21 protein-coding genes are annotated in these 25,817 nt (G+C 60.0%); 9 read left to right on the forward strand and 12 right to left on the reverse strand.

Going from position 1 to position 25,817, the window contains the following annotated elements; all coding sequences use genetic code 11:
• Nucleotides 1-186 precede the first annotated feature (186 nt).
• Entirely contained in the window at nucleotides 187-2,571 is a 2,385-nt protein-coding gene (locus Q7C20_RS13200) for a diguanylate cyclase (protein ID WP_375067889.1), read from the reverse strand.
• 149 nt (nucleotides 2,572-2,720) lie between these two features.
• Nucleotides 2,721-4,991: a bifunctional 23S rRNA (guanine(2069)-N(7))-methyltransferase RlmK/23S rRNA (guanine(2445)-N(2))-methyltransferase RlmL gene (gene rlmKL, locus Q7C20_RS13205; RefSeq protein ID WP_348061265.1), complete on the reverse strand. Its 2,271-nt coding sequence runs from the start codon at nucleotides 4,989-4,991 to the stop codon at nucleotides 2,721-2,723.
• A gap of 544 nt (nucleotides 4,992-5,535) precedes the next feature.
• On the opposite strand from rlmKL, the gene rmf reads away from it, so the two are divergent.
• Nucleotides 5,536-5,751 carry a ribosome modulation factor gene (gene rmf / locus Q7C20_RS13210; RefSeq protein WP_002553055.1) on the forward strand — a complete coding sequence of 72 codons (216 nt, stop codon included), beginning with the start codon at nucleotides 5,536-5,538 and terminating at the stop codon, nucleotides 5,749-5,751.
• Between the two features lie 146 nt (nucleotides 5,752-5,897).
• Here rmf and Q7C20_RS13215 read toward each other — a convergent pair whose 3' ends face one another.
• From Q7C20_RS13215 to sctC, 4 genes are all read right to left on the reverse strand, one after another.
• A complete protein-coding gene (locus Q7C20_RS13215; RefSeq protein ID WP_375067893.1) occupies nucleotides 5,898-6,923 on the reverse strand; it encodes a quinone-dependent dihydroorotate dehydrogenase in 1,026 nt (341 codons plus the stop codon).
• Nucleotides 6,924-7,009: 86 nt separating this feature from the next.
• Nucleotides 7,010-7,465 (reverse strand): transglycosylase SLT domain-containing protein, encoded by a 456-nt coding sequence (locus Q7C20_RS13220; protein WP_348061260.1) that lies wholly within the window; start codon nucleotides 7,463-7,465, stop codon nucleotides 7,010-7,012.
• Entirely contained in the window at nucleotides 7,458-7,859 is a 402-nt protein-coding gene (locus tag Q7C20_RS13225) for a winged helix-turn-helix domain-containing protein (RefSeq protein WP_348061258.1), read from the reverse strand. The genes Q7C20_RS13220 and Q7C20_RS13225 overlap by 8 nt, the downstream gene beginning before the upstream one ends.
• Before the next feature lie 174 nt (nucleotides 7,860-8,033).
• Nucleotides 8,034-9,515, reverse strand: a complete 1,482-nt coding sequence (gene sctC, locus Q7C20_RS13230) for a type III secretion system outer membrane ring subunit SctC (protein ID WP_348061256.1) — start codon at nucleotides 9,513-9,515, stop codon at nucleotides 8,034-8,036.
• 247 nt (nucleotides 9,516-9,762) lie between these two features.
• Between sctC and Q7C20_RS13235 the strand changes: the two genes are divergently transcribed.
• The 8 genes from Q7C20_RS13235 (at nucleotide 9,763) to cobA (ending at nucleotide 21,134) form a co-directional block, all read left to right on the forward strand.
• Nucleotides 9,763-10,989: a CmpA/NrtA family ABC transporter substrate-binding protein gene (locus tag Q7C20_RS13235; RefSeq protein ID WP_375067897.1), complete on the forward strand. Its 1,227-nt coding sequence runs from the start codon at nucleotides 9,763-9,765 to the stop codon at nucleotides 10,987-10,989.
• Nucleotides 10,990-11,002: 13 nt separating this feature from the next.
• A complete protein-coding gene (locus tag Q7C20_RS13240; protein WP_348061252.1) occupies nucleotides 11,003-11,578 on the forward strand; it encodes an ANTAR domain-containing protein in 576 nt (191 codons plus the stop codon).
• 210 nt (nucleotides 11,579-11,788) lie between these two features.
• Entirely contained in the window at nucleotides 11,789-13,000 is a 1,212-nt protein-coding gene (locus Q7C20_RS13245; protein WP_375067899.1) for a nitrate/nitrite transporter, read from the forward strand.
• Nucleotides 13,000-14,670, forward strand: coding sequence for a protein kinase (locus Q7C20_RS13250; RefSeq protein ID WP_375068043.1), 1,671 nt, complete (start codon nucleotides 13,000-13,002; stop codon nucleotides 14,668-14,670). Before Q7C20_RS13245 ends, Q7C20_RS13250 begins: the two co-directional genes overlap by 1 nt.
• 234 nt (nucleotides 14,671-14,904) lie before the next feature.
• Nucleotides 14,905-17,358, forward strand: coding sequence for a nitrite reductase large subunit NirB (nirB, locus tag Q7C20_RS13255; RefSeq protein ID WP_375067901.1), 2,454 nt, complete (start codon nucleotides 14,905-14,907; stop codon nucleotides 17,356-17,358).
• Entirely contained in the window at nucleotides 17,355-17,672 is a 318-nt protein-coding gene (gene nirD / locus Q7C20_RS13260; RefSeq protein WP_078738551.1) for a nitrite reductase small subunit NirD, read from the forward strand. Before nirB ends, nirD begins: the two co-directional genes overlap by 4 nt.
• Nucleotides 17,672-20,380, forward strand: coding sequence for a molybdopterin-dependent oxidoreductase (locus tag Q7C20_RS13265; protein WP_375067904.1), 2,709 nt, complete (start codon nucleotides 17,672-17,674; stop codon nucleotides 20,378-20,380). Before nirD ends, Q7C20_RS13265 begins: the two co-directional genes overlap by 1 nt.
• A 10-nt stretch (nucleotides 20,381-20,390) precedes the next feature.
• Nucleotides 20,391-21,134, forward strand: a complete 744-nt coding sequence (gene cobA, locus Q7C20_RS13270; protein ID WP_375067906.1) for a uroporphyrinogen-III C-methyltransferase — start codon at nucleotides 20,391-20,393, stop codon at nucleotides 21,132-21,134.
• 60 nt (nucleotides 21,135-21,194) lie between these two features.
• Here the strand turns inward: cobA and Q7C20_RS13275 are convergent, their stop codons facing one another.
• The 6 genes from Q7C20_RS13275 to rraA form a co-directional block, all read right to left on the reverse strand.
• Entirely contained in the window at nucleotides 21,195-22,175 is a 981-nt protein-coding gene (locus tag Q7C20_RS13275) for an OmpA family protein (RefSeq protein WP_375067907.1), read from the reverse strand.
• Nucleotides 22,176-22,282: 107 nt separating this feature from the next.
• Complete coding sequence (gene sigX / locus Q7C20_RS13280; RefSeq protein WP_375067908.1) at nucleotides 22,283-22,873, reverse strand: RNA polymerase sigma factor SigX; 591 nt, start codon at nucleotides 22,871-22,873, stop codon at nucleotides 22,283-22,285.
• An 87-nt stretch (nucleotides 22,874-22,960) separates the two neighbouring features.
• On the reverse strand, nucleotides 22,961-23,785 hold the full coding sequence (locus tag Q7C20_RS13285) for a mechanosensitive ion channel domain-containing protein (RefSeq protein ID WP_003175519.1): 825 nt from the start codon (nucleotides 23,783-23,785) through the stop codon (nucleotides 22,961-22,963).
• 2 nt (nucleotides 23,786-23,787) lie between these two features.
• Nucleotides 23,788-24,033, reverse strand: coding sequence for a hypothetical protein (locus Q7C20_RS13290; RefSeq protein WP_025854229.1), 246 nt, complete (start codon nucleotides 24,031-24,033; stop codon nucleotides 23,788-23,790).
• Nucleotides 24,034-24,119: 86 nt separating this feature from the next.
• The gene (locus Q7C20_RS13295) at nucleotides 24,120-25,115 is read right to left on the reverse strand and encodes a zinc transporter ZntB (RefSeq protein ID WP_348059915.1); all 996 of its coding nucleotides are present in this window, start codon (nucleotides 25,113-25,115) and stop codon (nucleotides 24,120-24,122) included.
• A 25-nt stretch (nucleotides 25,116-25,140) separates the two neighbouring features.
• Nucleotides 25,141-25,632, reverse strand: coding sequence for a ribonuclease E activity regulator RraA (gene rraA / locus Q7C20_RS13300; RefSeq protein ID WP_049711998.1), 492 nt, complete (start codon nucleotides 25,630-25,632; stop codon nucleotides 25,141-25,143).
• Between the last annotated feature and the right edge of the window lie 185 nt (nucleotides 25,633-25,817).

The raw sequence follows: 25,817 nt of genomic DNA on the forward strand, positions 1-25,817 counted from the left end.
CCCATCGCGGCGGCCCACGGATTCAAGCCGGAGTGCGGGCACACCGAGCCACAGCGAGGTGCCGAGTGGTGGGGCGAAGACCTTTTGCTTACTTTTGGGTCTTTCCAAAAGTGAGCCGCTGTAAGAGCGGAACCGATTTCAGCCGTTACCCAAACAACGGATATGTACCCCCCCCGCCACCGCAGATCAAACCCATAACCGCTCAGCCTCCACCCGATCCCTGCCCGCCTGCTTGGCCGCATACACCGCCGAATCCGCCCGCAACAGCAGCCCATCAACGCCCTCATCAACCCGCCAACTGGCCACACCAAAACTGGCAGTCACCACCCCCACCGAATGCATCGGCTCACCGCGCAACGACTGCCACAACTCAACGGCGACACCGTAAGCCTGCTCCCCATCAGTAGTGGGGCACAACACCGCAAACTCCTCCCCTCCCAAACGGCAGAACACATCAGTGCGACGCAGACGCAAAGCGATACGCCTGCACACCTCCTGCAACACGCCGTCCCCCGCCCCATGCCCATGCTGATCATTGATGCGCTTGAAATGATCAATGTCGAGCATGATCAACGACAATGCCCCCGAAGCCCGGTTAAGCCTGAGCATCTCAGCCTTCAGACGATCATGGAAATACCGCCGGTTATGAATCCCCGTCAGCGAATCGGTAATGGACAGCGCCCGCAGCTCCTCTTCAACCCGCTTGAGATCGGAAATATCCGACACATAACCGTGCCACAGCGTACCGCCGCTCGGTAACTCTTCCGGCGTAGCTTCACCACGTATCCAGCGCAGGCCCCGTTGCGGCAGCAGCACGCGATACTCTTCACGCCAATGACTCAATTGCAACGACGACAAACGAATAGACGCCCGCACCCGCTCGGCGTCCTGAGGATGGATACGCTCGAACACCTTGCTCGCATCCTGCTGCAACAACCCGGGTTCTATTTCATAGATATCGCGCATGCCATCGCTGGCGTAGATAAACCGCCAATTATCCTGAGGCTCCAGCGTGAACTGGAAGATCCCGCCGGGTACGTGGGAGCTGAGCTTTTTCAGCAAGCGGTCCCGCGCCGCAAGCGCCTCATAAGCACGTTTCTGCTCGGTGACGTCCAGGTAGATCGCCAAGTGACCAATCCACAGGCCATAGTCATCGAGCAATACGGTGCCCAGCATGTTCACCGTGAAAGGGCTGCCGTTCTCACGCAACAGCGTCCACTCGCGCGCCTCGTGCAGTTTATCCGGAACCTCCACCAGCATCGCCTGGCTGGGCGGGATACGCTTGCCCAGGGTCACACTCAAACTGGCGGCGCGCGCGTCGAGTTCCGAGGCCAGGTGCAGGCTTTCGAGGGTCATGCGGCCCAGCACCTGCTCAGGCGTGTAACCCAGCATCCGTTCAGCGCCGGCATTGAAGGTGTTGATCACGCCGCGCAGGTCAGTGGCAATAATCGCGACCTGGGTCGCCGCATTCAGTACGCTGCGCAATTGCCCATGGGCACCCCGTAACTCCTGCTCACGCCCACGCAACTGCGCGGTGCGCTGCTCCACCAATTTCAATGCGCGCTGGCGCTGACTGACCAAAACATACAACAACGCACTGAGTAGCACGCTGAGGAGCCCACCCATGCCCAGGATCGTGCTCTTGGAGGAATGATTGGGCCGATCGAACACCTGGCTGGCGCGCAAGGTCAGCGCATACACATGATCGCCCAAGGTGAGACGGCGCGCAGCCGTGAGGTCAGTGCTGCCCGGCGCATTGCTGGACGTGTAGAGCACGCGCTGCTGGGTGTCAGAGGTGTCGACGATCTGCATTACCAGGTTGTCGCGGTCAGCCTTGGGCAAGCCATCGGCGACCAGCTGGCGCATGCTGATCACCGCCATCACGAAACCATAGGGCTGTAAGTCATTGGACTTGCTGACGGGCGCCACCAGCAACACACCGGCAGCATAAGCCGGCTCCACACCGACCAATTGCATCGGTTGAGACACCGCCGGTTTTCCACTTTTTTGCGCTCGTTCAAGCACCGAGCGCCGCAGGGGTTGGGCCAACAAATCAAACCCCAAGGGCGAACCCAGCAGGCTTTGGGTCTGGCTATACAGCACAGGCACATACTCGTCGCGCTCGGAAGCGGGCGCCAACTTACCCGACGCATTCAGTTCACGAATGGCAAACGGACGGCCGCGCTGACGCGAGATCTCCTGTTCAAAACCGCTGCGCTGATCGCGATATATCCGCGGCGCCCAGGCATAGGCATGGGTGCGCAGCAGCAAGGGCTGGGCGAACCCATCGAACTCTGCGCGTGATACTTCACTGGAATTGACGAAAAATCGCTGCAGACTGACCAGGCGTTGCTCCTGGTCATCGAAGCGTTCCTGAAGGCGGGTATAGCGCTCGTTCACCAGCAACTGGAAACGCTGGCGAATCTGTTGTTGATAGAGGTCAGCCGTTACCCAGGCGACGATCACTGTCAGCGCGCAACCCGCCAATAGCACCACCAACGCCACCAGCCAAGCCGACGCCTGCTCACTGATAAAGCCAAGGATTTTCGGGCGTACGGCTTGCATCGGCATAGGCAACACTCACATCGCCAGCGTGCGGGGGTGTCACTTTGGCTAGGCGTTCAGTTATAGCCACAGGTGTTGTGTTTGACCAGCGCAAAAAAGCCGCAAGCCTCGAATAGTCGGGGCTTGCGGCTTTTTGGTGCAACCTGAGGCAGGGATCAGCGCGCGGTGATTTTCCAGGCCCGGTGAATCTTCGCGTTACGCGCGAAATCCGGGTCGATGGTCTTGTCGCTGATTTCCTCGACCGCATAGCGCTCGCTGAGGTTGTCCTCGAGCACAAACTTGCGGAAGTTGTTCGAGAAGTACAGCACGCCACCCGGGGCCAGGCGCGCCATGGCCAGGTCGAGCAACTGCACGTGGTCGCGCTGCACGTCGAAGATGCCTTCCATGCGCTTGGAGTTGGAGAAGGTCGGCGGGTCGATGAAGATCATGTCGAACTCATCGCGGCTGGCCTCCAGCCACGCCATCACATCACCCTGCTCCAGACGGTTCTTGTCGGAGAAACCGTTAAGGGAGAAGTTGCGACGCGCCCAGTCCAGGTAGGTCTTGGACAAGTCGACGCTGGTGGTGCTGCGCGCGCCGCCTTTGGCTGCGTGCACACTCGCGGTGGCGGTGTAGCAATACAGATTGAGGAAGCGCTTGCCGGCCGCTTCTTTCTGGATGCGCATGCGCATTGGGCGGTGGTCGAGGAACAGGCCGGTGTCCAGGTAATCCGTGAGGTTGACCAGCAGCTTGACACCGCCTTCGCTGACTTCGGTGAACTTGCCCTGTGCGCTTTGACGCTCGTATTGCTTGGTGCCGCTCTGACGCTCGCGGCGTTTGACCACCACGCGGTTCTTGTCGATATTCAGCGCCTGGGGAATCGCCGCCAAGGCATCGAACATGCGCGCGGAGGCTTTTTCCGGGTCGATGGATTTCGGGGCGACGTATTCCTGCACATGGACCCAGTCGTGGTACAGGTCGATGGCCATGGAGTATTCCGGCATGTCGGCGTCATACACGCGGTAGCAATCCACGCCTTCACGCTTGGCCCACTTGCCCAACAACTTGAGGTTCTTCTGCAAGCGGTTGGCGAACATCTGCCCGCCTTCGCTCAAACGCGCCTGCTCTACCACTGGCGCGGGCGCCGGCGCAGGTTTGATCGGGTTACCGTTCTTGTTGTACTGGCGCTCTACCGGCTCGGTCGGCGCTTGATCGTAAGCGGCTTGCTCACGCTCGGCCTGACGTTGCTCCGGAGTACGGCGCTCGCCGGTGACGAACTGGTCCGGGTTGACCTTGATCAGCAGCAGTTTGCACGGCAACGCGCCGTTCCAGAACGAGTACTGTTTGTGGCTGCGGATGCCCATGCGCTTGCCCAGGTCCGGCGCGCCGGTGAACACCGCCGCTTCCCAACCCATGCACGCCTGACGCAGACGCTCGCCGAGGTTCTGGTAGAGGTACAACAGGCTGGCTTCATCACCCAGACGCTCACCGTACGGCGGGTTGCAGATCACCAACCCTTTTTGATTCTGGTCCGGGCGCGGTTCAAAGGTGCCGACTTCGCCCTGATACACCTTGATCCAGTGGCTCAGGCCTGCACGTTCGATGTTGTTACGGCCCGGCTGGATCAGACGCGGGTCGGCTTCGTAGCCACGAATCCACAGCGGCGGCTTGTTCATGCCGATGGCCGCACGTTCAGTCGCTTCGGTGTGCAGCTTTTTCCACAGCGCTGGCACGTGACCCAGCCAAGTGGTGAAGCCCCACAGTTCGCGATTGAGGTTGGGCGCCATGTCGGCCGCGATCATCGCGCCTTCCACGAGGAAGGTGCCCACACCGCACATCGGGTCAGTCAGCGCGCCGCCTTCAGCCGCAATGCGCGGCCAGCCGGCACGGATCAAAATGGCCGCGGCCAGGTTTTCTTTCAGCGGTGCCGCGCCCTGCTGCAGGCGGTAACCGCGCTGGTGCAGGCTGTGGCCGGAGAGGTCGAGGGAGAGGATTGCTTCGCCACGGTCCAGGCGCAGGTGGATGCGCAGGTCCGGGTTGATCTTGTCAATGGACGGGCGCTCGCCGGTCGGCGTACGCAGTTTGTCGACGATGGCATCCTTGACCTTCAGCGCGCCGAAGTGGGTGTTGTCGATGCCCGAACCATGGCCGCTGAATTCCACGGCCAGGGAGCCGTCGGACACCATATGGTCGGCCCACTCAATGTCCAGCACGCCGTGGTAGAGGTCTTCGGCGTCCTTCATCGGGAAGCGTTTGAGCACCAGCAACACGCGGTTGGCCAGACGCGACCAAAGGCACAAGCGGTAAGCGGTTTCCATGTCAGCCATGCCGCGCACAGCCGAAGTGTGCTCGCGGGCTTCCTCAAGGCCAAGCCCGACGGCTTCCTCGATCAGCAGGCCTTCGAGGCCCTTGGGGCAAGTGAGGAAGAGTTCAAAACGGTCCGACATGGGGCATTCCAGGCTTTTCAGCAATAAATGAACGGGCGACGCATCGCCGGCTCGGTTTTCAATCAAGCACTTTTCTTGAAGAGTGCTCGCGTGGCACGAATGTGCCGTCCCACCCCGTCTAACGGGCGCTTGAGCCTGTTTGACGGGGCAGATAAAGCTTTCTGATGACGAAGATAAAGCAACAAAATGAAATATTCTGACCCTTCGTCGAATAATAACCGACTGCAACGGGAGGGCATTCTCACTAAAGGATTAAACCCATCGTCTTTGCAGGGCACATCATAGCTGGGTTTGCCCATGAAAAGGGGCGAAAAGCCATCCCAGCTTATGGCTATAGCATCGTTATTGTTACGTGCTTATGACAAAACGATCATTGAATCCATGTGACCTATTGGTTAGAACTCAACACAGGTTGACGCCGTATCGACGTCGACACATAGGCTCGCCACGCCGGCAGCGAGCCCACCAACGGCAGAAAAACTCTGCCCGGCCTCCCCCGAGGCCGAAGGATATCAAGACAGTCAACAAGTGAGGGAAACACCCTATGAGAAGACTTAAGCGTGATCCGTTGGAAAGAGCATTTTTACGCGGATATCAATATGGCGTTCATGGCAAATCCCGTGAGCTTTGCCCATTTACTCTACCGTCGGTACGCCAAGCCTGGATCAACGGCTGGCGAGAGGGACGCGGCGACAACTGGGACGGTATGACTGGCACTGCGGGCATCCACAGACTCAACGAACTTCACGCCGTCGGTTAATCAAGGGCATTTAATTCCGACATAAACACGAATAGGCAATGACTTAACCACGCGCGCCCCATCCGGGCGGCGGGCTTCGGCCCAGGGGCTCCTTCAGGGAGCCCTTTTTAATGGGAGTTGCTTTATCAATACCCTGCAGAGTGAGCTCAGGCTTTTGGCAAGGCCGCAATTGCATCGACCGACTCGCGAATCAGCGCCGGGCCTTTGTAGATAAAGCCCGAGTACAACTGCACCAGGCTGGCACCGGCGGCGATCTTTTCGGCCGCATGTTTGCCTTCGGTGATGCCACCTACGGCGATGATCGGCAAACGCCCTGCCAGTTCGGCAGCAAGCACCTTGACGATATGTGTGCTCTGGTCACGCACCGGTGCGCCCGACAAGCCGCCCGCTTCGTCACCATGGGCCAGGCCTTCGACGCCAACACGGCTCAGTGTGGTGTTGGTCGCGATGACTGCATCCATCCCCGAATCCACCAGCGCCTGGGCAACCAGAACAGTTTCTTCATCACTCATGTCCGGGGCGATTTTGATGGCCAACGGCACGCGCTTGCCATGACGCACGGCCAGGTCTTCCTGGCGCTGGCGCAAGGCTTCGAGCAGTTGCTTGAGCGAATCGCCGAACTGCAGGCTGCGCAGGCCCGGGGTGTTGGGGGAACTGACGTTGACAGTGACATAGCTGGCGTGGGCGTAGACCTTGTCCAGGCAGATCAGGTAATCATCGACGGCCCGCTCAACCGGCGTGTCGAAGTTCTTGCCGATATTGATGCCGAGGATGCCGGTGTACTTGGCCGCCTGAACCCGCGACAACAGGTGATCAACGCCCAGGTTGTTAAAACCCATGCGGTTGATGATCGCCTCGGCTTCCGGCAGGCGGAAGATCCGCGGCTTTGGGTTGCCCGGCTGCGGACGCGGCGTCACCGTACCGATCTCAACAAAACCGAAGCCCAATTGCGCAAAACCGTCGATGGCCGCGCCGTTCTTGTCCAGGCCCGCCGCCAGCCCGACCGGGTTGGGGAAGTCGAGGCCCATTACCGATACCGGCACTTTTGCCGGAGCCTTGCATACCAGGCCATTGAGCCCCAGACGACCGCCTGCGCCGATCAAGTCCAGGGACAGATCGTGGGAAGTTTCCGGGGAGAGTTTGAACAACAGCTGGCGGGCCAAGGTATACATGGGCGGGCGAGACTCGGATGGCGACAAAAGGTGGCGCCGATTATAGCCGGGGTGGCGCCTCGGGCGCGAGGCGTGCCGCCCAATCGTCAGCGGCGCTGCGCAACCAGTGCTTCATAGCGCGCCCAGATTTTTTCTGCGTAACGCAGGCGCAGCGCCTGACGGTCAGGTGAAGCCCCTGCATTGTAGGAACCCACGGCGGTCCAGTTGTATCCGAAACGCTGGATGAATTCGGCAAGAATCGAAGCGCCCACTTCCACCGACAGGCACGGCTCACGCAGCAGTCGCTGCTCGGTAATACCCTGCCTGGCCAGGCGCGGCAGATGCATGCTGTTGATCTGCATCAGGCCAATATCCCGCGAGCCATCGCTATTGCCCGAGTTCGTCAAGTCCGCCTGGTAACCCGACTCAACCGCTGCGATGGCCTGCAGCAACTCCGGTTCGATGTCATAACGGCGAGCCACTTCATCCCAACAACTGGCCCACACCTGATGGCCGCTCAGCAGCACACTCAACAGCACACTTTTGCCCAGAATTTTAATCATGTTTCACCTGGCCACACGCCAAACAGATGCGTTGCGTCCCACCCTGTCCTGCCAGGCGGGAGGCACGTCGTTCAATGCTCACGGCACAGGTAAAGCGATAGCCCCGGCCATAGATCGTCTTGATAAACCCCTTGTCTTTCTTGAGGTGCTTGCGCAGTGCATAAATGCAGCGGGTGAGCGACTCCTCGGCGACTTCGCCACGCGGCCAGGCCATCTCAAGCAAGTGGTCCTTGGTCATCAATGCTCCGTCGGAAGCCAACAGCAACCGCAGCACGTGCCACTCCTTGGGCGGCAATTGAATATCCACGTCCTCTGCGGTCAACCGGCCATCGACATGCAATGTCCAGCCGGCAAAACACCGTGAGGCCGTCAGCCCATCACTGTCGAGGGTCATACACACCTCTGCATCTGACAACTGACATTAAATTCCCTACTTCCACAAACGGCCGATACGCCAACGCGGCGACTATAAAAACCTGAGGTCCGGACAACGCTAGGAAAAAGCCCATTTGATCGAGGCTTTTGGCTGTTACTTCGTAGGACTTTGCGCCACCACCAACAGGCAAGGTCATTCCATTGCCGGAACTTCACGGTTTTCCCGCACGAACGCCCGTTGCACGCGCTCATACTGGCTCTGCGTCAGAGGCGGAGGCCCGATTGCGCCGGCCAGCATCGCGGGCTCGTTGCCAACCGCTCGCGCCTGAAGCACAAACAGCCGTACCTCAGCACGCCGACCGCGAACAGCGCCCTCATCCTCACGGCGAAAACCACCCAACCACAGGCGGCGGCCCTGGGGTACGCGCACGACCGTGCTGATTCCTACTCGGCCCACCGCCGCCGAGTCTGGCTTGGGTTTGCCACCCATCTGCCGTTCATCCTCAAGGGTCAGCTGCATTTCGATCTGGTTGGCTTGCGCAAAGCGCGGCAGCACACTCGCGTGCGTGCCATACCGCAACGGCTGCCGGTCACCGCCCTCACCTTCGGACGTTGGCAGGTAAAAGGTGTGGTAATCCTGGAACACCGCCGGCACATTTTCCTGGGTGAGAATCACCGGAAACGCGACGATCCTGGCCTTTTTGCGGCGCTCGAGCGCGATGAGTTGCGCCATCAAGCGGTTATCTTCCAGAGGCTCGACCACATGGGTTGCCGACGATGTTGGGCTGCTGTCCTGCGCCCAGGCCACGTCCATTTTCTGCAGCGCGTCACGCTCTACATCCACGCGCCATAACGACACCTCAATCGCGCGCTTGGGCTTGTCGAGTTCGACCACCAACTCCTCCAACGCCTTGACCTGGGCAGGTTTGCCCTTGACCAGCAAGCTGTTGGAGTCCGGGTAAGCGATGACCACCAGGCTCTTGTCGGCCAGCACACTTCGGGGCCGCTGCGTTTCATCCTTTTGTTCGATGGCCAACAAGGTTTCGATCATCGAGGCCATGCCCGGTACATTGACCTTCTCGTCACCCATGGCGTATTGACGATCCGCCACGTGAGTATTGAAGACCTGCACCACGCCGAACGTCTGGGCGCCTACACGCACTTCGGTGCGCTGCTTGTCCATCAGTTGCGCCAGGTGCAGCACCTGATCGACGTAGTTGGGCGGCCCGGACACGTAAAACGTGCGCCCACCGTTTTCCCGAAGCGGATAGCGTGATTCATCAAGCCCCGAACGGCGCATGAAGCTGCGCAACCTGTCGACCGAGATATGCCGCAACCCCACCGCTGTGCTTTTCGCTTCACCGGCGTCGTACACATAAAATGCTTGCCCGTCGCTGTACCAGATCAGGCCTTGCTGCTCGGCGACAGTTTTCAGGGTCTGTTGCGCCGTCTCCAGGTCGAACGCGCCGGAAATGCTTTTGCGCGCCACCTCACGGCTCACCACCACGGGCAGGCCCAAGGGCACCGATAATGCGGTGAAAAAGGTGTGCAAGCTTTCGTTCTGCGCCGTGTAACGCTCGGCCAGGGCGGGAACGTTGAACGACACCAACGCTAAGCACAGCAGCCACTGGCACAACCAGTGGCCACTCATCGTGGCCGGGGAATCGATAGACACCTTAGGGTTCCTGGCAGTCTGGCGTTAAGAGGCGGCCATACTGAGAGGCCGTCGGCTTTCAATCTTGATGGAAAGCTGACGGCAGACGGCGCCTGTACGCCCGTGGCATGTGCCTTGCTATGGACTCCGTATCAAAGCGCGCGCCAACGTCGGCGCGGCTTACGGACAAAGGCGTCGTTATCCTGCAATGGCCTGCACTGCCATCCTGGGAAACGGCGCTTTTTTTTGAGAGAAAAGGTAGGTGTTGATGAACGATTCGGTCGGCAACAGCCCGGTGAATAATCCGCTGGCCTGGGTCAATGGCAGCGACGCCCCGGAAAAAAGCAGCCTTGACCTTGGCTTCATGGCCCTGACCGATTGCGCATCGCTGGTGGTCGCCGCCACCCAGGGCTTTGCCCAGCCCTACGGCCTGACGCTGAACCTCAAGCGCCAGTCGTCCTGGGCCAACCTGCGCGACAAACTGGTCAGCGGTGAACTGGACGCCGCCCACAGCCTGTACGGGTTGATCTACGCCGTGCACTTGGGCATTGGCGGCGTGGCACCTTCCGACATGGCCGTGCTGATGGGCCTCAATCAGAACGGCCAAAGCATCAACCTGTCCCACGGCCTGCAACAACAGGGGGTGATCACTCCTGAAGCACTGGATCGCCATGTGCACCAAAGCCGAACAAAACTCACCTTTGCTCAGACATTTCCCACAGGCACCCACGCCATGTGGCTGTATTACTGGCTGGCCAGCCAAGGCATTCATCCGTTGCAGGATGTGGACAGTGTGGTGGTGCCACCGCCGCAGATGGTTGCGCACCTGCAAGCCGGGCGCATTGACGGTTTTTGCGTCGGCGAGCCGTGGAGCGCCAGCGCGGTAAAGCAAAATCAAGGCTTTACCCTGGCCACCACCCAAGCGATCTGGCCGGATCACCCGGAAAAGGTCCTCGGCTGCACCCAGGCTTTTGTTGATCAATACCCCAACACTGCCCGCGTGCTGGTGATGGCGATCCTTGAGGCCAGCCGTTTTATCGAAGAAAGCCAGGAAAACCGCCGCTCTACCGCGCAACTGCTCAGCGCCCGCGACTACCTCGACGCGCCCCTGGACTGCATCGAGCCACGCCTGCTCGGCACCTATGACGACGGCCTCGGTAACTACTGGCAAGACCCCCACGCCCTGCGCTTTTTCGGCAACGGCGAGGTGAACCTGCCGTATCTTTCCGACGGCATGTGGTTCATGACCCAGTTCCGGCGCTGGGGTCTGTTGCGCGAGGACCCGGATTACCTGGGCGTCTCCCGTCAGGTGCAGCAACTGGACCTGTACCGCCAGGCCGCCGCAGCCGTTGGTGTTTCGGCGGACAGCCACAACCTGCGCAGCAGCCAACTGATCGACGGCAAAATCTGGGACGGCACAGACCCCGCCGCCTACGCCCGCAGCTTCCGGCTGCATGCCATGGCAGACCACGCTGGCCGCCAAGCCTTGCGCTGACAGGAGGACGAATATGTTACGAATCCTGTTGATCAACGACACCCCGCGCAAGGTCGGGCGCCTGAAGGCCGCGCTGACCGAGGCGGGTTTCGAGGTGATCGATGAGTCAGGCCTGACCATCGACCTGCCTGCACGCGTCGAAACGGTGCGCCCGGATGTGATCCTGATCGATACCGAGTCACCTGGGCGCGACGTAATGGAGCAAGTGGTGCTGGTCAGCCGCGATCAGCCCCGGCCGATTGTGATGTTCACCGACGAGCACGACCCGAACGTGATGCGCCAGGCGATCAAGTCCGGCGTCAGCGCCTACATTGTCGAAGGCATCCAGGCCCAGCGTCTGCAGCCTATTCTGGACGTGGCGATGGCGCGCTTCGAGAGCGACCAGGCTCTGCGCGCGCAGCTCCAGGCCCGCGACCAGCAGCTCGCCGAGCGCAAGCGCATTGAACTGGCCAAGGGCATGCTGATGAAAATGAAGAGCTGCAACGAGGAAGAGGCCTACACCTTGATGCGCCGCCAGGCCATGAGCCGCCAGCAGAAACTGATCCAGGTGGCGGAGCAGATTATCGCCATGAGCGAGCTGCTGGGCTGATCTGGCTCAGCTCTTGCTAAGCATTCATCACAGGTAACCAACGGCGGTTGCCCCTCCACGACAAAGACGTCGCACATCCGGTTTGCCCTCGCGAACCCGGTGGCGGCGTTTTTTCGTTTTGGCCCCAGCGCATGGGGCCGGTGGGGCGGCCTTCAGCCGGCGACCCCATCACCAGGCCTTCTTATAAGACCCCAACCGTTGAGGTGCGTGATGAAATCAAGCTTCTGGAAATCCGGGCACACCCCGACCCTGTTTGCCGCGTTCCTGTATTTCGACCTGAGCTTCATGGTCTGGTACCTGCTGGGCCCACTCGCGGTGCAAATCGCCGCCGACCTGCACCTGACCACTCAACAGCGCGGTCTTGTCGTGGCGACGCCGATCCTGGCGGGCGCCGTGCTGCGCTTTCTGATGGGGATGCTGGCCGACAAACTGTCGCCCAAAACTGCGGGGCTGATTGGCCAGGTGATCGTGATCGCGGCGCTGTTCGGCGCCTGGAAACTCGGGATTCACAGCTACGAGCAAGCCCTGTTGCTGGGCCTGTTCCTGGGGATGGCCGGTGCATCGTTCGCGGTTGCATTGCCCCTGGCATCGCAATGGTATCCGGCTGAGCACCAAGGCAAGGCCATGGGCATCGCCGGCGCCGGTAACTCCGGCACCGTGTTTGCCGCCTTGCTCGCACCGGTGCTGGCGGCAGCGTTTGGCTGGAGCAATGTCTTCGGCTTCGCGCTGATTCCGCTGATCATCACCCTGATCGTCTTCGCATGGCTCGCGCGCAATGCACCGGAACGCCCCAAAGCCAAGTCCATGGCCGACTACTTCAAGGCGCTGGGCGACCGCGATAGCTGGTGGTTCATGTTCTTCTACAGCGTGACCTTCGGCGGGTTCATCGGCCTGGCGAGCGCCCTGCCCGGCTACTTCAACGACCAATACGGCCTGAGCCCGGTGACTGCCGGTTACTACACGGCGGCCTGCGTGTTCGGCGGCAGCCTGATGCGCCCACTGGGCGGCGCCTTGGCGGACCGCTTCGGCGGGATTCGCACCTTGCTCGGCATGTACAGCGTGGCGGCGATTTGCATCGCGGCGGTGGGTTTTAACCTGCCGAGTTCCTACGCGGCACTGGCACTTTTCGTTTGCACCATGCTCGGCCTCGGCGCAGGCAATGGCGCAGTGTTCCAACTGGTACCCCAGCGTTTTCGTCGTGAGATCGGCGTAATGACCGGCCTGATCGGCATGGCCGGCGGTATCGGCGGCTTCGCCCTGGCGGCGGGCATGGGCGCAATCAAACAGAGCACCGGCAGTTATCAACTGGCCCTGTGGTTGTTTGCCAGCCTCGGCGTGTTGGCCTGGTTCGGCTTGCACGGCGTGAAACGTCGCTGGAGAACCACTTGGGGTTCGGCTGCCGTGACCGCTGCCCGCGTCTGATGGGCCTGCAACTGAGCATTGCTCAGGCCAGCGCCATCGGGCCTCGAGAGGAAAATCAGGACGCGCTGCGAGTGGTGACACCCGTGGCAGAACTGGCCGCGAGCAAGGGCTACCTGTGCGCATTGGCCGACGGCGTGAGCCAGTGCGCCGACGGTGGCCTGGCCGCACGCTCGACCTTGCAGGCGCTGGCGCTGGACTACTACGCCACGCCGCAAACCTGGGGCGTGGCCCAGGCACTGGAGCGTTTGTTGCTGGCGCAAAATCGCTGGCTGCAAGCCAATGGCGGTGGCCAGCCATTGCTGACCACTCTCAGCGCCCTGGTGTTTCGCGGGCAGCGCTTCACCCTGGCGCATGTCGGCGATTGCCGGGTGTATCGCTGGCTGGACGACGAGTTACAGCGCATCACCGAAGACCATGTGTGGGAGCAACCGGGCATGCAGCACGTGCTCAAACGTGCCCTCGGCCTAGATCAACACCTGGTGCTGGACTTCATGGACGGTGAACTTCGCGCCGGCGAATGTTTCCTGCTGCTCAGCGATGGCGTGTGGGCCACGCTTGGTGATCACAGCATCCGCGCGATCCTGCGCGAGCAACGCGACCTCGATGTGGCGGTCAACACGCTGGTGAATGCCGCGCACCTGGCTGGCAGCCCTGACAATGCAAGCGCCTTGCTGGTGCGCATCGACACACTCGGCGCCGCCACCCTCGGCGATGCGCTGGTGCAGTTACAGCAGTGGCCGTTGCCGCCGCCTCTCAAGCCTGGTCAACGCTTTGAAGGTTGGCAGGTTCAAAGCCTGCTGGCGCAGAGCCGACAGTCCTTGTTGTACCGCGTACATGATGCCCAGCAACAACCCTGGCTACTGAAAACCTTGCCCCTCAACCGCAACGAGGACAGCGAAGCCGGCCAGGCGTTGCTGTCGGAGGAATGGTTTCTGCGGCGAGTGGCCGGGCGCGCGTTTCCTGAAGTACATGCCGCCAGCGGGCGTCAGCATTTGTACTACGTGATGCGTGAATATTCCGGGCAAACCCTCGCGCAACTGTTCCAACATCAGGGGCCATTGCCGCTGGCGCAATGGCAATCCATCGCCGAGCGTTTGCTGCGCGCGGTGGGCATGCTGCACAGGCGACAGATTCTGCACCGCGATATAAAGCCGGAAAATTTGCTGCTGGGCGACGACGGCGAACTGCGCGTGCTGGATTTCGGCCTGGCCTACTGCCCCGGACTCTCCGAGGACCGCGCCCATCTGTTGCCCGGCACACCCAGTTTTATCGCGCCCGAAGCGTTCGGTGGCGAGCGTCCTACGGCGCAGCAGGATTTGTACAGCGTAGGCGTGACTCTGTATTACCTGCTGACCGGGCATTATCCCTACGGTGAAATCGAGGCGTTCCAACGGCCGCGCTTCACTCAAGCTGTCAGCGCCAGTCGCTACCGCCCCGACCTGCCGGACTGGTTGCCACTCAGCCTGGAACGGGCCGTGGCAGCGCAACCCGCGCAGCGCTATGAAACCGCCGAAGAATGGTTGCTGGTGCTGGAACAGGCCGACCGCCGTGAGCTCAGCGTGCGACCCAAGCCGTTGCTGGAGCGCGAACCGCTGAAGGTCTGGCAAACCCTGGCGATGGCGTCTTTGTTGATCAATCTGGTGCTGCTGTACTGGCTGTTGCACCACTAAAGCGCGAAATAAGACTGGCCATTACCGGCGCACCCAATAAATCCGGGCGCCTGGCAACTTGGCACAACCACTGCATTAGCTAACTCAAGAACACACATATAGCCGCCCCTTCAACGACGAAGGGTCGCGCTTCCCGAGAGAACGGGACAGGGACAAAGGCGTCCTCGCTAGCTTGCTAGCGGGGACGCCTTTTTTTGTTTGCGCGTGATTTGTCGAGCCATTGCGGAGAACGACATGAAAAAACTCAAATTGGTAATGATCGGCAACGGCATGGCCGGGGTACGTACCCTTGAAGAGTTGCTCAAGCTGAGTAGCGACCTGTACGACATTACCGTGTTCGGCGCCGAGCCCCACACCAACTACAACCGCATCCTGCTGTCGCCGGTGCTGGCAGGCGAGCAGACATTCGAAGAGATTGTGCTCAACGACCTGAGCTGGTACCTGGACAACAACATCAAGCTGCTGCTCAACCGCAAAGTGGTGAAGATCGACCGCGTCAAACGCATCGTCACCGCCGAAGACGGCTCCGAGGCCGAATACGATCGCCTGCTGATCGCCACCGGTTCGACGCCGTTTATCCTGCCGATCCCCGGCAATACGTTGCAGGGTGTGATCGGCTACCGCGACATCGCCGACACCCAGGCGATGATCGACACCGCCAAAACCCACAAACACGCGGTGGTCATCGGTGGTGGCCTGCTCGGCCTGGAAGCCGCCAACGGCCTGATGCTGCGCGGCATGCACGTGACCGTGGTGCACATCGGCGAATGGCTGCTGGAGCGGCAACTGGACAAAACCAGCGGCCAATTGCTGCAAACCGAACTGGAAAACCGTGGCCTGGTGTTTCGCCTGTGCGAACAAACCCAGGCGCTGCATGACGCCGGCAATGGCCGGGTCGGCTCGGTGCAATTCAAGAACGGCGACATCATTCCCGCCGACCTGGTGGTGATGGCCGCTGGCATCCGCCCCAACACCGAACTCGCGGAAAAATCCGGCATCCCGTGTAACCGTGGGATTTTGGTTAACGACACGTTGCAAACCTATGACCCGCGCATCTACGCGATCGGCGAATGCGCCAGCCATCGCGGAATCGCCTATGGCTTGGTGGCACCGCTGTTCGAGCAAGCCAAGGTCTGCGCCAACCACCTCGCGCAGCTCGGCTTTGCCACTTACAAGGGCTCGGTAACGTCGACCAAGTTGAAAGTCACCGGCATCGACCTGTTCTCCGCCGGCGACTTCATGGGCGGCGAAGGCACCGAAACCATCACCCTCTCCGATCCGATTGGCGGTGTGTACAAAAAACTGGTGATCAAGGACGACATCCTCGTCGGCGCCTGCCTGTACGGCGACACCGCCGATGGCGGTTGGTATTTCCGCCAGATCCGTGAGAACCATGCCATTGGCGAGATCCGCGATCACCTGATGTTTGGCGAAAACGCTTTAGGCGATGTAGGCCACCAAGGCCAGGACAAGGCCATGAGCATGGCCGACACCGCCGAAGTCTGCGGCTGCAACGGCGTGTGCAAAGGCACCATCGTCAAGGCGATCCAGGAGCACGGGTTGTTCAGCGTCGATGATGTGAAAAAACACACCAAGGCCGCCAGCTCCTGCGGCTCCTGCGCAGGCTTGGTGGAACAAATCCTGATCAACACCGTGGGCGGTGCGGCCGACGTCAAACCGAAAAGCGAAAAGGCAATCTGCGGCTGCAGCGACCTCAACCACGGGCAAATCCGCCAGGCGATCCGCGACCAGCACCTGCTGACCATCGCCGGCACCATGAGCTACCTCAACTGGCGCACTCCGAATGGCTGCGCCACCTGCCGCCCGGCGCTGAACTACTACCTGATCTCCACCTGGCCCGGCGAAGCCAAAGACGACCCGCAATCGCGCCTGATCAACGAACGCGCCCACGCCAACATTCAGAAAGACGGCACCTACTCCGTAGTCCCGCGGATGTGGGGCGGTGTGACCAATCCTTCGGAGCTGCGGCGTATCGCCGACGTGGCCGACAAATACAACGTGCCGATGGTCAAGGTCACCGGCGGCCAGCGCATCGACTTGCTCGGCATCAAAAAGCAGGACTTGCCGGGGGTTTGGAAAGACCTCGACATGCCGTCCGGCCATGCCTACGGCAAATCCATCCGCACCGTGAAGACCTGCGTCGGCAGCGAGTTCTGCCGCTTTGGCACGCAGAACTCCACGCAACTGGGCATTGAGCTGGAGCATGACCTGTTCAATATGTGGTCGCCGCACAAGGTGAAACTCGCGGTGTCCGGTTGCCCACGCAACTGCTCGGAAGCCGGTATTAAGGACGTAGGCATTATCGGCGTCGATTCCGGCTGGGAGATGTACATCGGCGGCAACGGCGGGATCAAAACCGAAGTCGCGGAGTTTTTCGTCAAGCTGAAAACCGCCGAAGAGGTGCGCGAATACAACGGCGCTTTCCTGCAGTTGTATCGCGAAGAGGCCTTCTACCTGGAGCGCACCGTGCACTACCTGCAACGGGTGGGCATGGAACACATCAAAAAAGCCGTGCTGGAAGACCCGGCACGGCGTCAGGCCCTTAACGAGCGGCTGCAATTCTCGCTGTCGTTCGAGCAGGACCCGTGGAAGGAACGCCTGGAACAGCCGTTGCTGAAAAAGGAATTTGATGTGATCCCCGTCAAACAGCTGGAGGTGCCGGCATGAACTGGTTGGATATTTGCGCCCTCGATGAAATCAACGCGCTGGGCTCGCGCATCATCAGCGGGCCGAAAGGCGATATCGCGATATTTCGTACGAGTGACGACGAAGTTTTCGCCCTCGACGACCGCTGCCCGCACAAGGGCGGCCCGCTCTCCCAAGGCTTGATTTACGGCAAGCGCGTGGCGTGCCCGCTGCACAATTGGCAGATCGACCTGGCCTCCGGCGAGGCCCAGGCGCCGGACATCGGCTGCGCCCATCATCATGCCGCCCGCGTGGAAAACGGCCGGGTGATGCTGGCCCTGCGGGACGCCGGTTGATGAACCGCCAGACCACCGCGTCCACCTGTTGTTATTGCGGGGTGGGCTGCGGCGTGCTGATCGAGCATGACGGCGAGCAAATCCTTGGCGTAACAGGCGACCCGAGCCACCCGGCAAATTTTGGCAAGCTGTGCAGTAAAGGTTCGAGCCTGCACCTGACCGGCGACTTGAGTGCCCGCGCCTTGTACCCGGAATTGCGCCTGGGCAAAGGCCTGGCACGCGCCCGCACCGATTGGGACACCGCCCTGGAACACGCCGCCAACGTGTTCGCCGAGACCATCGCCGAGCACGGGCCGGACAGCGTGGCGTTCTATATCTCCGGGCAATTGCTCACCGAGGACTATTACAGCTTCAACAAGCTGGCGCGGGGTTTGGTGGGTACCAACAATATCGATAGCAACTCGCGGCTGTGCATGTCCTCGGCGGTGGTCGGTTACAAGCGAAGCCTGGGGGCCGATGCACCGCCATGCAGCTATGAAGACCTGGACACCAGCGACTGCGTGATGATTGTCGGCAGCAACATGGCCTACGCCCACCCGGTATTATTCCGACGCCTGGAAGAAGCCAAGGCACGCCGCCCACAGATGAAAGTGGTGGTGATTGATCCACGGCGTACAGACACCTGCGATTTGGCTGACCTGCACCTGGCGATTTTGCCGGGGACGGACGTGGCGTTGTTCCACGGGATTTTGCACCTGTTGCTGTGGGAAGGCTGGATCGACCGCGCGTTTGTCCAGGCGCACACCGAAGGCTTGGCTGAACTGAAACGTTTGGTGCATGACTACACGCCGCAGATGGTGACGCAGCTGTGCGGGATCAGCGTCGAGCAACTGCGCCTGTGTGCGGAATGGCTCGGCACCTCCAGCAGTTTTCTGTCGTTGTGGTGCATGGGGCTGAACCAATCGACCGCCGGCAGCGCGAAAAACAGCGCGCTGATCAATTTGCACCTGGCCACCGGCACCATAGGCCGACCCGGATGCGGGCCGTTTTCCCTGACCGGCCAGCCCAATGCCATGGGCGGGCGCGAGACCGGGAGCCTGTCGAATTTGCTGCCGGGTCATCGCGAAGCGTCCAACCCTGAACATCGGGCGCAAGTCGCGAACTACTGGGGCGTTGAATCGTTGCCGGCGCCCACCGGGCTGACCGCCATTGAACTGTTTGAGCAGGTACAGGCGGGCAAAATCAAGGCGCTGTGGATTGCCTGTACCAACCCCGCGCAATCATTGCCGGACCAGAACAACGTGCGCGCGGCGTTGGCGGCGTGCCCTTTTGTCGTATTGCAGGAGGCTTTTCGCACCACGGAAACCGCTGCCTATGCCGACCTGCTGTTGCCCGCCGCCAGTTGGGGGGAAAAAGAAGGCACGGTGACCAATTCCGAACGTCGAATTTCCCACGTGCGTCCCGCCATCCTCCCACCGGGAGAAGCACGACCGGACTGGGCGATTACCGTGGATTTCGCACAGCGTATGGAGAAACGCCTGCGCTCAGGTCAGGCCAGCCTGTTCGCCTTTGAGACATCGGCGCAGATCTTTGATGAGTACAAGGTACTGACACGCGGGCGTGACCTTGACTTGTCGGGCATCAGCCATGCACTGCTTGACCAGATCGGGCCACAACAATGGCCATTTCCTGTGGGCGCGCAGTCCGGGACGCCGCGCTTGTACACCAATGGCGTATTCCCGACCGATAGCGGCCGCGCGCACTTTATCGCCGACCCTTACCGCGCCGCCAAGGAGCAGCGTGACGCGCGCTTCCCGCTGACCTTGATCACCGGGCGCCTGCGTGACCAATGGCATGGCATGAGCCGCACGGGCACGGCAGCGCAATTGTTCGGGCATGTCAGTGAAGCGCTGTTGAGCCTGCACCCGGATGAATTGCGCCGCCATCGTTTCAAGGACGGCGACTTGGTCAATCTAAAGAGCCGTCGCGGCACTGTCATTGTTGCCGTCAGCAGTGATGACAGCGTGCGCCCCGGCCAGGCGTTTCTGCCCATGCATTGGGGCGATCGCTTTCTCAAGGGCGGCGTCAATGTGCTGACCCAGCCTGCGTTTGACCCTTTGTCGAAGCAACCGGAACTCAAGCACAGCGGTGTCCGTTTAGAAGCCGTGCAACTGCCGTGGCAGCTGTTTGCGTTGATCGAAGGAAACATTCAGCAACACTTTGAAGCGCTGCGCCCGCTGTGTGAAGGCTTCTCCTACGTCAGCTTGAGCCTCGCCGGGCGTGAACGGCCCGCCTTGCTGATACGTGCGGCGCATACCGAAGCACCTGATTTGCAACTGCTGACCCGAATCGATGAATTGCTGGGCCTCAACGACGGCCCAGTGATGGCTTACGACGACCCGCGTCGCTCAATTGGCAAACGCGTGAGGATCGAGAAAGGCCGCATCACTGCCCTGCGACTGGCCGGTGAAACCCTCGCGCGGCACTGGCTGCAGAGCCTGTGGCTGGAAGGCCGCGCTGACGACACCCTGCGCCGCTGGCTGTTGGCGCCGTTGAGTGCGCCGCCGGGAGGTGTGGCGGTGAGCAGCAAAATCCTGTGCAACTGTAAGAATGTCAGCGAAAACGCGGTGTGCGCGGGCATTGGCCGCGGCCTTGACCTGGATGGACTCAAACACACGCTGGGGTGCGGCACGCAATGTGGCTCCTGTGTGCCGGAAATCAAACGTCTTTTGGCAGGCAACGCGCAGCCAATCGCAATAAATGTGTGAGGAGAAAAACATGAGCGCAAAAGTGTGGTTGGTGGGCGCTGGCCCCGGTGATCCGGAACTGCTGACCCTCAAGGCGGTGCGCGGGATGCACGAGGCGGATGTGGTGCTGATCGATGATCTGGTCAACCCGGCGGTGCTGGAACACTGCGCACTGGCGCGGGTAATCACCGTGGGTAAACGCGGTGGCTGCCGTTCGACACCGCAGGATTTCATCCACCGTTTGATCCTGCGCTATGCCCGCCAAGGCAAGTGCGTGGTGCGGCTCAAAGGCGGCGACCCGTGCATTTTCGGCAGAGGCGGCGAAGAAGCGATGTGGCTGCGCGAACGCGGCATTGAGGTAGAGCTGGTCAACGGGATTACCGCTGGCCTGGCTGGCGCGACGAACTGCGATATTCCATTGACCCTGCGCGGTGTCAGCCGTGGCGTAACGCTGGTGACGGCGCACACCCAGGACGACAGCAGCCTGAATTGGCGCGCACTCGCAGCGGGCGGCACGACGTTGGTGGTTTATATGGGTGTGGCCAAGCTGGAGGAAATTCGCCAACAACTGTTGGACGGGGGAATGGCCGGGGATATGCCGGTGGCCATGATCGAAAATGCGTCACTGCCTCAGCAGCGAGAGTGTCGCAGCACGCTGGAGCAAATGCAGATAGATGCGCAGGCGTTTGCGTTGAAGAGCCCGGCGATTTTGGTGATCGGCAGCGTTGCAGCCCATGCACAGGCGGCGTGTGTTGCCGTGTCAGCCAGCGCCTGAGGCAAATTTCAGGCGAAAAAAAGCCCGGCCTAAGCCGGGCTTTTTTCTACAACTCAGTAATTACTGAGCGGTAGCTTCAACCGACGCTTCTACGCGACGGTTAACAGCGCGACCAGCTTCAGTTGCGTTATCAGCAACTGGGCGGGATTCGCCGTAACCTACGGAGGTGATACGGCTAGGAGCAACGCCGTCTTTAACCAGGACTTGCTTAACAGCGTCAGCACGACGCTGGGACAGCTTCTGGTTGTAGGCGTCTGGACCGATGGAGTCAGTGTGACCAGCAACTTCTACGTTGGTAGCTGGGTACTGAGCCATGAAGTCGGCCAGGTTTTTCACGTCGCCGTAGCTGTTAGGCTTAACAACCGACTTGTCGAAGTCGAACTTCACGTCCAGCTCAACACGAACAACCTGAGCAACTGGAGCTTCTGGCTCTGGAGTTGGCTCTGGAGCTGGTGCTGGGGTAGGAGCTGGAGCAGCTGCGCCAGCGTTACCGCCGAAGTTTACGCCCAGGCCGACCAGTGCGGAGTAATCCCACTTGCCGTTGTCCATTGCGTAGTCAGCTTCAACACCGGCACGAGCGTACAGGTTGTTGGTGAAGTAGTACTTCACACCAGTACCAACGATAGCCAGGGTCGACTGATCGCGACCGCTGTGGCCGTCAGCCTGTACGTTGCCACGGCTCTGGTGGCCGAAACCGCCTTCTACGTATGGACGCAGGGAGTCGACGCCAGCTTGACCGAAGTGGTAGGTACCTACCAGGCTGCCGGTGTCGCCTTTGATTTTCTGGCTGCCAGTACCGTCGTTCGAACGGGTGTGGTTAGTCTTGTCGTACGACAGGTTCAGCTCAAGGTCGTCGGTCAAGAAGTAACCAATGCGTGCGCCTGGGTTGAAGCCGTCTTCGATGTGCTTAACGCTATCGTTGTACTGCTTCTTGTAGAACAGCTCGCCTTCAACTGCGCCTTGGCCTTGTGCCAGAACGCCGAAAGAAGTAGCGGCAATAAGAGAACCAATGGCCAAGCCCAAGGTGTTTTTCAGTTTCATCCGTTAAATCCCCATCTGGTGATTGTAAAGCAGTCCCACAAACCGGGGGACAACTCGGCGACAAGTCTAACAGAACTTGCCTACACGTAAGAGATATTTGCTACGCACTAAGTTTCAGTCTCGCCTGCAAATTTCTCACGTAATTTATCAAGAGCGCGTTTGTAACGCATTTTTGTAGCACTCAAACCCATGTGCATGATGTCAGCAATTTCCTGAAACTCCAGCTCTGCGACAAATCGTAGCACCAGAATTTCACGGTCAATCGGATTCACATGCACCAGCCAGCGATCAAGTCCGCCCTTTTCCTCGGGTGCCGGCGCTTTTTCTTCCGCCACTTCCTCAAGGGGGTCCAGACTCAAAGCGTCCATCAAGCGACGCTTTCGCCGTTCCTTCCGATACTGCGTGATGCACTCGTTGTACGTGATGCTGTAGAGCCAAGTCTTGAACTTCGATTTTCCCTCGAAGTTCTTCAGCCCGTAAAGCACCTTGAGCATCACTTCCTGACAGACATCGTCCGCATCTCTATCGTTCCCCAAGTACCTTGAACAAACGTTGAACAGAGTGCGTTGATATCTGCGCATCAATTCTTCGTACGCGCGTGTTACGTGAAACAGCTCCGTGTGCGCGCGCGCGACCAACTCCTCATCAGAGAGCTCACGGGGGTCGTAGCGCGTAGACAGCGTTTGGGCTTTATTCAAAACAAGTCGTGCCGACAGTCAGGTCAATGTCCGCTACAACCCGGGAAGCCGGGTTTGCGGCGGCGTACATTAGCAGGGTTTGCCGGGTTAGCGGCTACTGACCTGCTGCTCGAGGAGAATCCGGTTGGACAGCGATACCAGATCACCGTCATCGGTCAGCACTGTCGTCTTGACTGTGCCTATCTCCTCGATTTGCCCTTCGACCTCGCCCACACGCACCTGTTGCCCAACCTGATACAACTCACGCACGTAGATTCCCGCAAGAATCTGACCGGCAATTTCCCGGCTTCCCAACCCCATGGCCAGCGCAACTGCCAGACCAACGGTAATCAAAACAATCACAATCACGTGGTTGAGCAGGTCGGTTTTGACCTCCAACTGGCTGATCGCGACAGAAATACTAATGATAATAACCAGGCCCTGGGCAATTCGCCCCAAGCCCGCAGCGTAGTCCAGCCCCACGCCTTCGGCTGCCCCGCGAACCAGCCCGTTGGCCAATTGCGCGAGTAAAACGCCTACCAGCAACACCAGCGCGCCGCCGAAGACTTTCGGCAAATACAGTGCCAGCATGTCGAGCGTAGCTGAAACTCGCTCAAGGCCAAGTGACTGAGCCGCAGAAACCAGAAAAATAAGTAAAACGAACCAATAAACGATCTTGCCGATCAGGGTCGAGATCGGCACCTGCAGGCCTGCGCGGCCCAATAGCTTGGTCAGGCCAGTGCCTGCCATCAAACGATCGAGCCCGAGTTTTGCGAGTAATTTGGACAGCAACGTGTCGAGCAGCTTGGCCACGACAAAGCCCAGCAACACCAATACCAGGGCACCAAACAGGTTGGGAATGAAATTCGCCACCTTGGTCCACAATGCGGTCATCGCCGTGACCAGGCTCTGGGTCCAGAGATCAAGTTCCATATTCAATCAGCCTTATCAGCAGTGCGTGCGAGAGGTTTACGACGGGAAACCGGTGATACGTGGGCCGAACCATTGTTCAGGGCCATCATCAACGCCGGTACCCAACGCCCGAGCAGGCCGAACAAATCCCCCGCCCCAACCTGACGGTTGGCGGTTTTCAACACGCGACCCAGGCAAGCGTCGTCGTCACGGTTGGACGGCGAAGCATTGAGCATGTCACGCAAAGACTGTTCGAACGGATCGTGCATAAAGACCTCTCGCAAGTGAATTAAAAGACGAGGGTAAAATTCCTGGGGTCACATAAGACCCTTTCTGCGTTCAGGTCATATTCAGCTCAAACCCAGCGTAATCGTCGAAATAGCCACCATTGCCCGGTGGCGACAGCCACCATCATCAGGCAGGCAATCAAGAATCCGTAGGGGCTGGAGGAGAACGGAATACCGCCCACATTGATACCCAGCAGGCCTGTTAAAAAGCTCATCGGCAGGAAGATCCCGGTGATGATCCCGAACCGATACATCGTGCGATTCATGCGTACGCTCAGCCGCCGGTCTTCGGCCTCAAGTACCAGCCCCACGCGCTCCCGGGTCAACTCAAGCTCTTCCAGGTAGCGCGTCAGGCTGTTGTTCAATTCGTTCCAGTAGTCGGCATCGTCGTCACAGAACCACGGCAATTTGATGCGCGTCAGTTGCGCAAAAATATCCCGCTGCGGGGCGAGAAAACGCTTGAGACCGGCGGCTCGCCGACGGATCTGCAAAACGTTGCCGTGTTCCGGGGTATACCGTTCGTCGGCGTCGAGTTTTTCTTCTTCGGAATCGACGATTTCGGACAAGTCAGTTACCAGATCCTGCACTTTATTGGTCAGGTACTGAGCCATATAAAGGATGAGTTCAGACGCAGTTTTTGGACCCTTGCCTTCCGCCAGCTGCACCAGCAGCTCATCTGTGGCGCGCAATGGGCGCAGGCGCAAGGAAATCACGCGACTGGCAGCTGCAAAGATGCGTACCGACACCATGTCTTCCGGTTCGGCACCGGGGTTGAGGTTGACCCCGCGCAGGAACAGCAGCAATTCGGCATCCGGCAACGGCAACAGGCGCGGGCGGGTGTTTTCCTCCAGCAGCAAGTCACAGGCGAACTCGCTCAAACCGCTGGATTTACGCAGCCAGGTCTGGGTTTGCGGATGGCTGCGATCCCAATGCAGCCACAGGCTTTCCTGAGGCTGCAGTTGCAAGTCGTCGAGCTCAGTCCGGGCAATCGAACGCGCACCGCCTTTACCGTCCAGCACCAGGGCATGCACCAACCCCCATTGCGCGTTTTCTTCCTCGAACATCCTCACCCCTGTCGGCTATTGCGGTTTATTCAGGCATTTTCAGCGGGCTGGGCGATACGATCACGCCATTATTGTCGGCGTAAACATATTCACCCGGGCGGAACGTCACGCCTGCGAAGGTCACCACCACGTTCAAGTCGCCGATCCCGCGCTTGTCGGTTTTCATCGGGTGGCTGGCCAGTGCCTGCACCCCCAGATCGGTCTGGGCGATGACATCGACATCACGGATGCAGCCGTAGATCACCAGCCCTTCCCAACCATTTTTGGCGGCTTTCTCGGCGATCATGTCACCTAGCAGCGCGCGGCGCAGTGAACCACCGCCATCGACTACCAGCACCTTGCCGGCGCCCGGCTGGTCGGCCTGTTCCTTGACCAGGGAATTATCTTCGAAGCATTTAATGGTGACGATTTCGCCGCCGAAGGAATCTCGGCCGCCGAAATTGCTGAACATCGGCTCGAGCACCTGCACCAGGTCCGGGTAGGCGTCGCACAAGTCGGGGGTCACGTAATGGTTCATTGAAAAATTCCTTTGGGTCAAAGAAGTGTCTTTCGAAAGAAGCGCCGGGCGATGCGGGTGTGGAACATCCCACCCGCGTCGCCGCAACGCAATAGCCACTGCGCGACTGAATATGACCAGAAGCGTTTAACGCGTCATATCTTAGCCGCAACCACGCACGAGTGAAACGCCCTTGGCAGAGCCTT

The organism is Pseudomonas sp. AMR01 (genome assembly GCF_041946035.1).
GTDB classification, from domain to species: domain Bacteria; phylum Pseudomonadota; class Gammaproteobacteria; order Pseudomonadales; family Pseudomonadaceae; genus Aquipseudomonas; species Aquipseudomonas antarctica_B.

Bases quoted from the DNA above. Each gene is read 5' to 3' on its own strand.
- Q7C20_RS13275 (WP_375067907.1), bottom strand. From the start codon at position 22,175: ATGAAACTGAAAAACACCTTGGGCTTGGCCATTGGTTCTCTTATTGCC.
- Q7C20_RS13250 (WP_375068043.1), top strand. From the start codon at position 13,000: ATGGGCCTGCAACTGAGCATTGCTCAGGCCAGCGCCATCGGGCCTCGA.
- Q7C20_RS13215 (WP_375067893.1), bottom strand. From the start codon at position 6,923: ATGTATACCTTGGCCCGCCAGCTGTTGTTCAAACTCTCCCCGGAAACT.
- Q7C20_RS13245 (WP_375067899.1), top strand. From the start codon at position 11,789: ATGAAATCAAGCTTCTGGAAATCCGGGCACACCCCGACCCTGTTTGCC.
- Q7C20_RS13240 (WP_348061252.1), top strand. From the start codon at position 11,003: ATGTTACGAATCCTGTTGATCAACGACACCCCGCGCAAGGTCGGGCGC.
- Q7C20_RS13235 (WP_375067897.1), top strand. From the start codon at position 9,763: ATGAACGATTCGGTCGGCAACAGCCCGGTGAATAATCCGCTGGCCTGG.
- Q7C20_RS13200 (WP_375067889.1), bottom strand. From the start codon at position 2,571: ATGCCGATGCAAGCCGTACGCCCGAAAATCCTTGGCTTTATCAGTGAG.
- rlmKL (WP_348061265.1), bottom strand. From the start codon at position 4,991: ATGTCGGACCGTTTTGAACTCTTCCTCACTTGCCCCAAGGGCCTCGAA.
- nirB (WP_375067901.1), top strand. From the start codon at position 14,905: ATGAAAAAACTCAAATTGGTAATGATCGGCAACGGCATGGCCGGGGTA.
- rmf (WP_002553055.1), top strand. From the start codon at position 5,536: ATGAGAAGACTTAAGCGTGATCCGTTGGAAAGAGCATTTTTACGCGGA.
- cobA (WP_375067906.1), top strand. From the start codon at position 20,391: ATGAGCGCAAAAGTGTGGTTGGTGGGCGCTGGCCCCGGTGATCCGGAA.
- Q7C20_RS13285 (WP_003175519.1), bottom strand. From the start codon at position 23,785: ATGGAACTTGATCTCTGGACCCAGAGCCTGGTCACGGCGATGACCGCA.
- Q7C20_RS13295 (WP_348059915.1), bottom strand. From the start codon at position 25,115: ATGTTCGAGGAAGAAAACGCGCAATGGGGGTTGGTGCATGCCCTGGTG.
- rraA (WP_049711998.1), bottom strand. From the start codon at position 25,632: ATGAACCATTACGTGACCCCCGACTTGTGCGACGCCTACCCGGACCTG.
- Q7C20_RS13265 (WP_375067904.1), top strand. From the start codon at position 17,672: ATGAACCGCCAGACCACCGCGTCCACCTGTTGTTATTGCGGGGTGGGC.
- Q7C20_RS13220 (WP_348061260.1), bottom strand. From the start codon at position 7,465: ATGATTAAAATTCTGGGCAAAAGTGTGCTGTTGAGTGTGCTGCTGAGC.
- Q7C20_RS13290 (WP_025854229.1), bottom strand. From the start codon at position 24,033: ATGCACGATCCGTTCGAACAGTCTTTGCGTGACATGCTCAATGCTTCG.
- nirD (WP_078738551.1), top strand. From the start codon at position 17,355: ATGAACTGGTTGGATATTTGCGCCCTCGATGAAATCAACGCGCTGGGC.
- Q7C20_RS13225 (WP_348061258.1), bottom strand. From the start codon at position 7,859: ATGACCCTCGACAGTGATGGGCTGACGGCCTCACGGTGTTTTGCCGGC.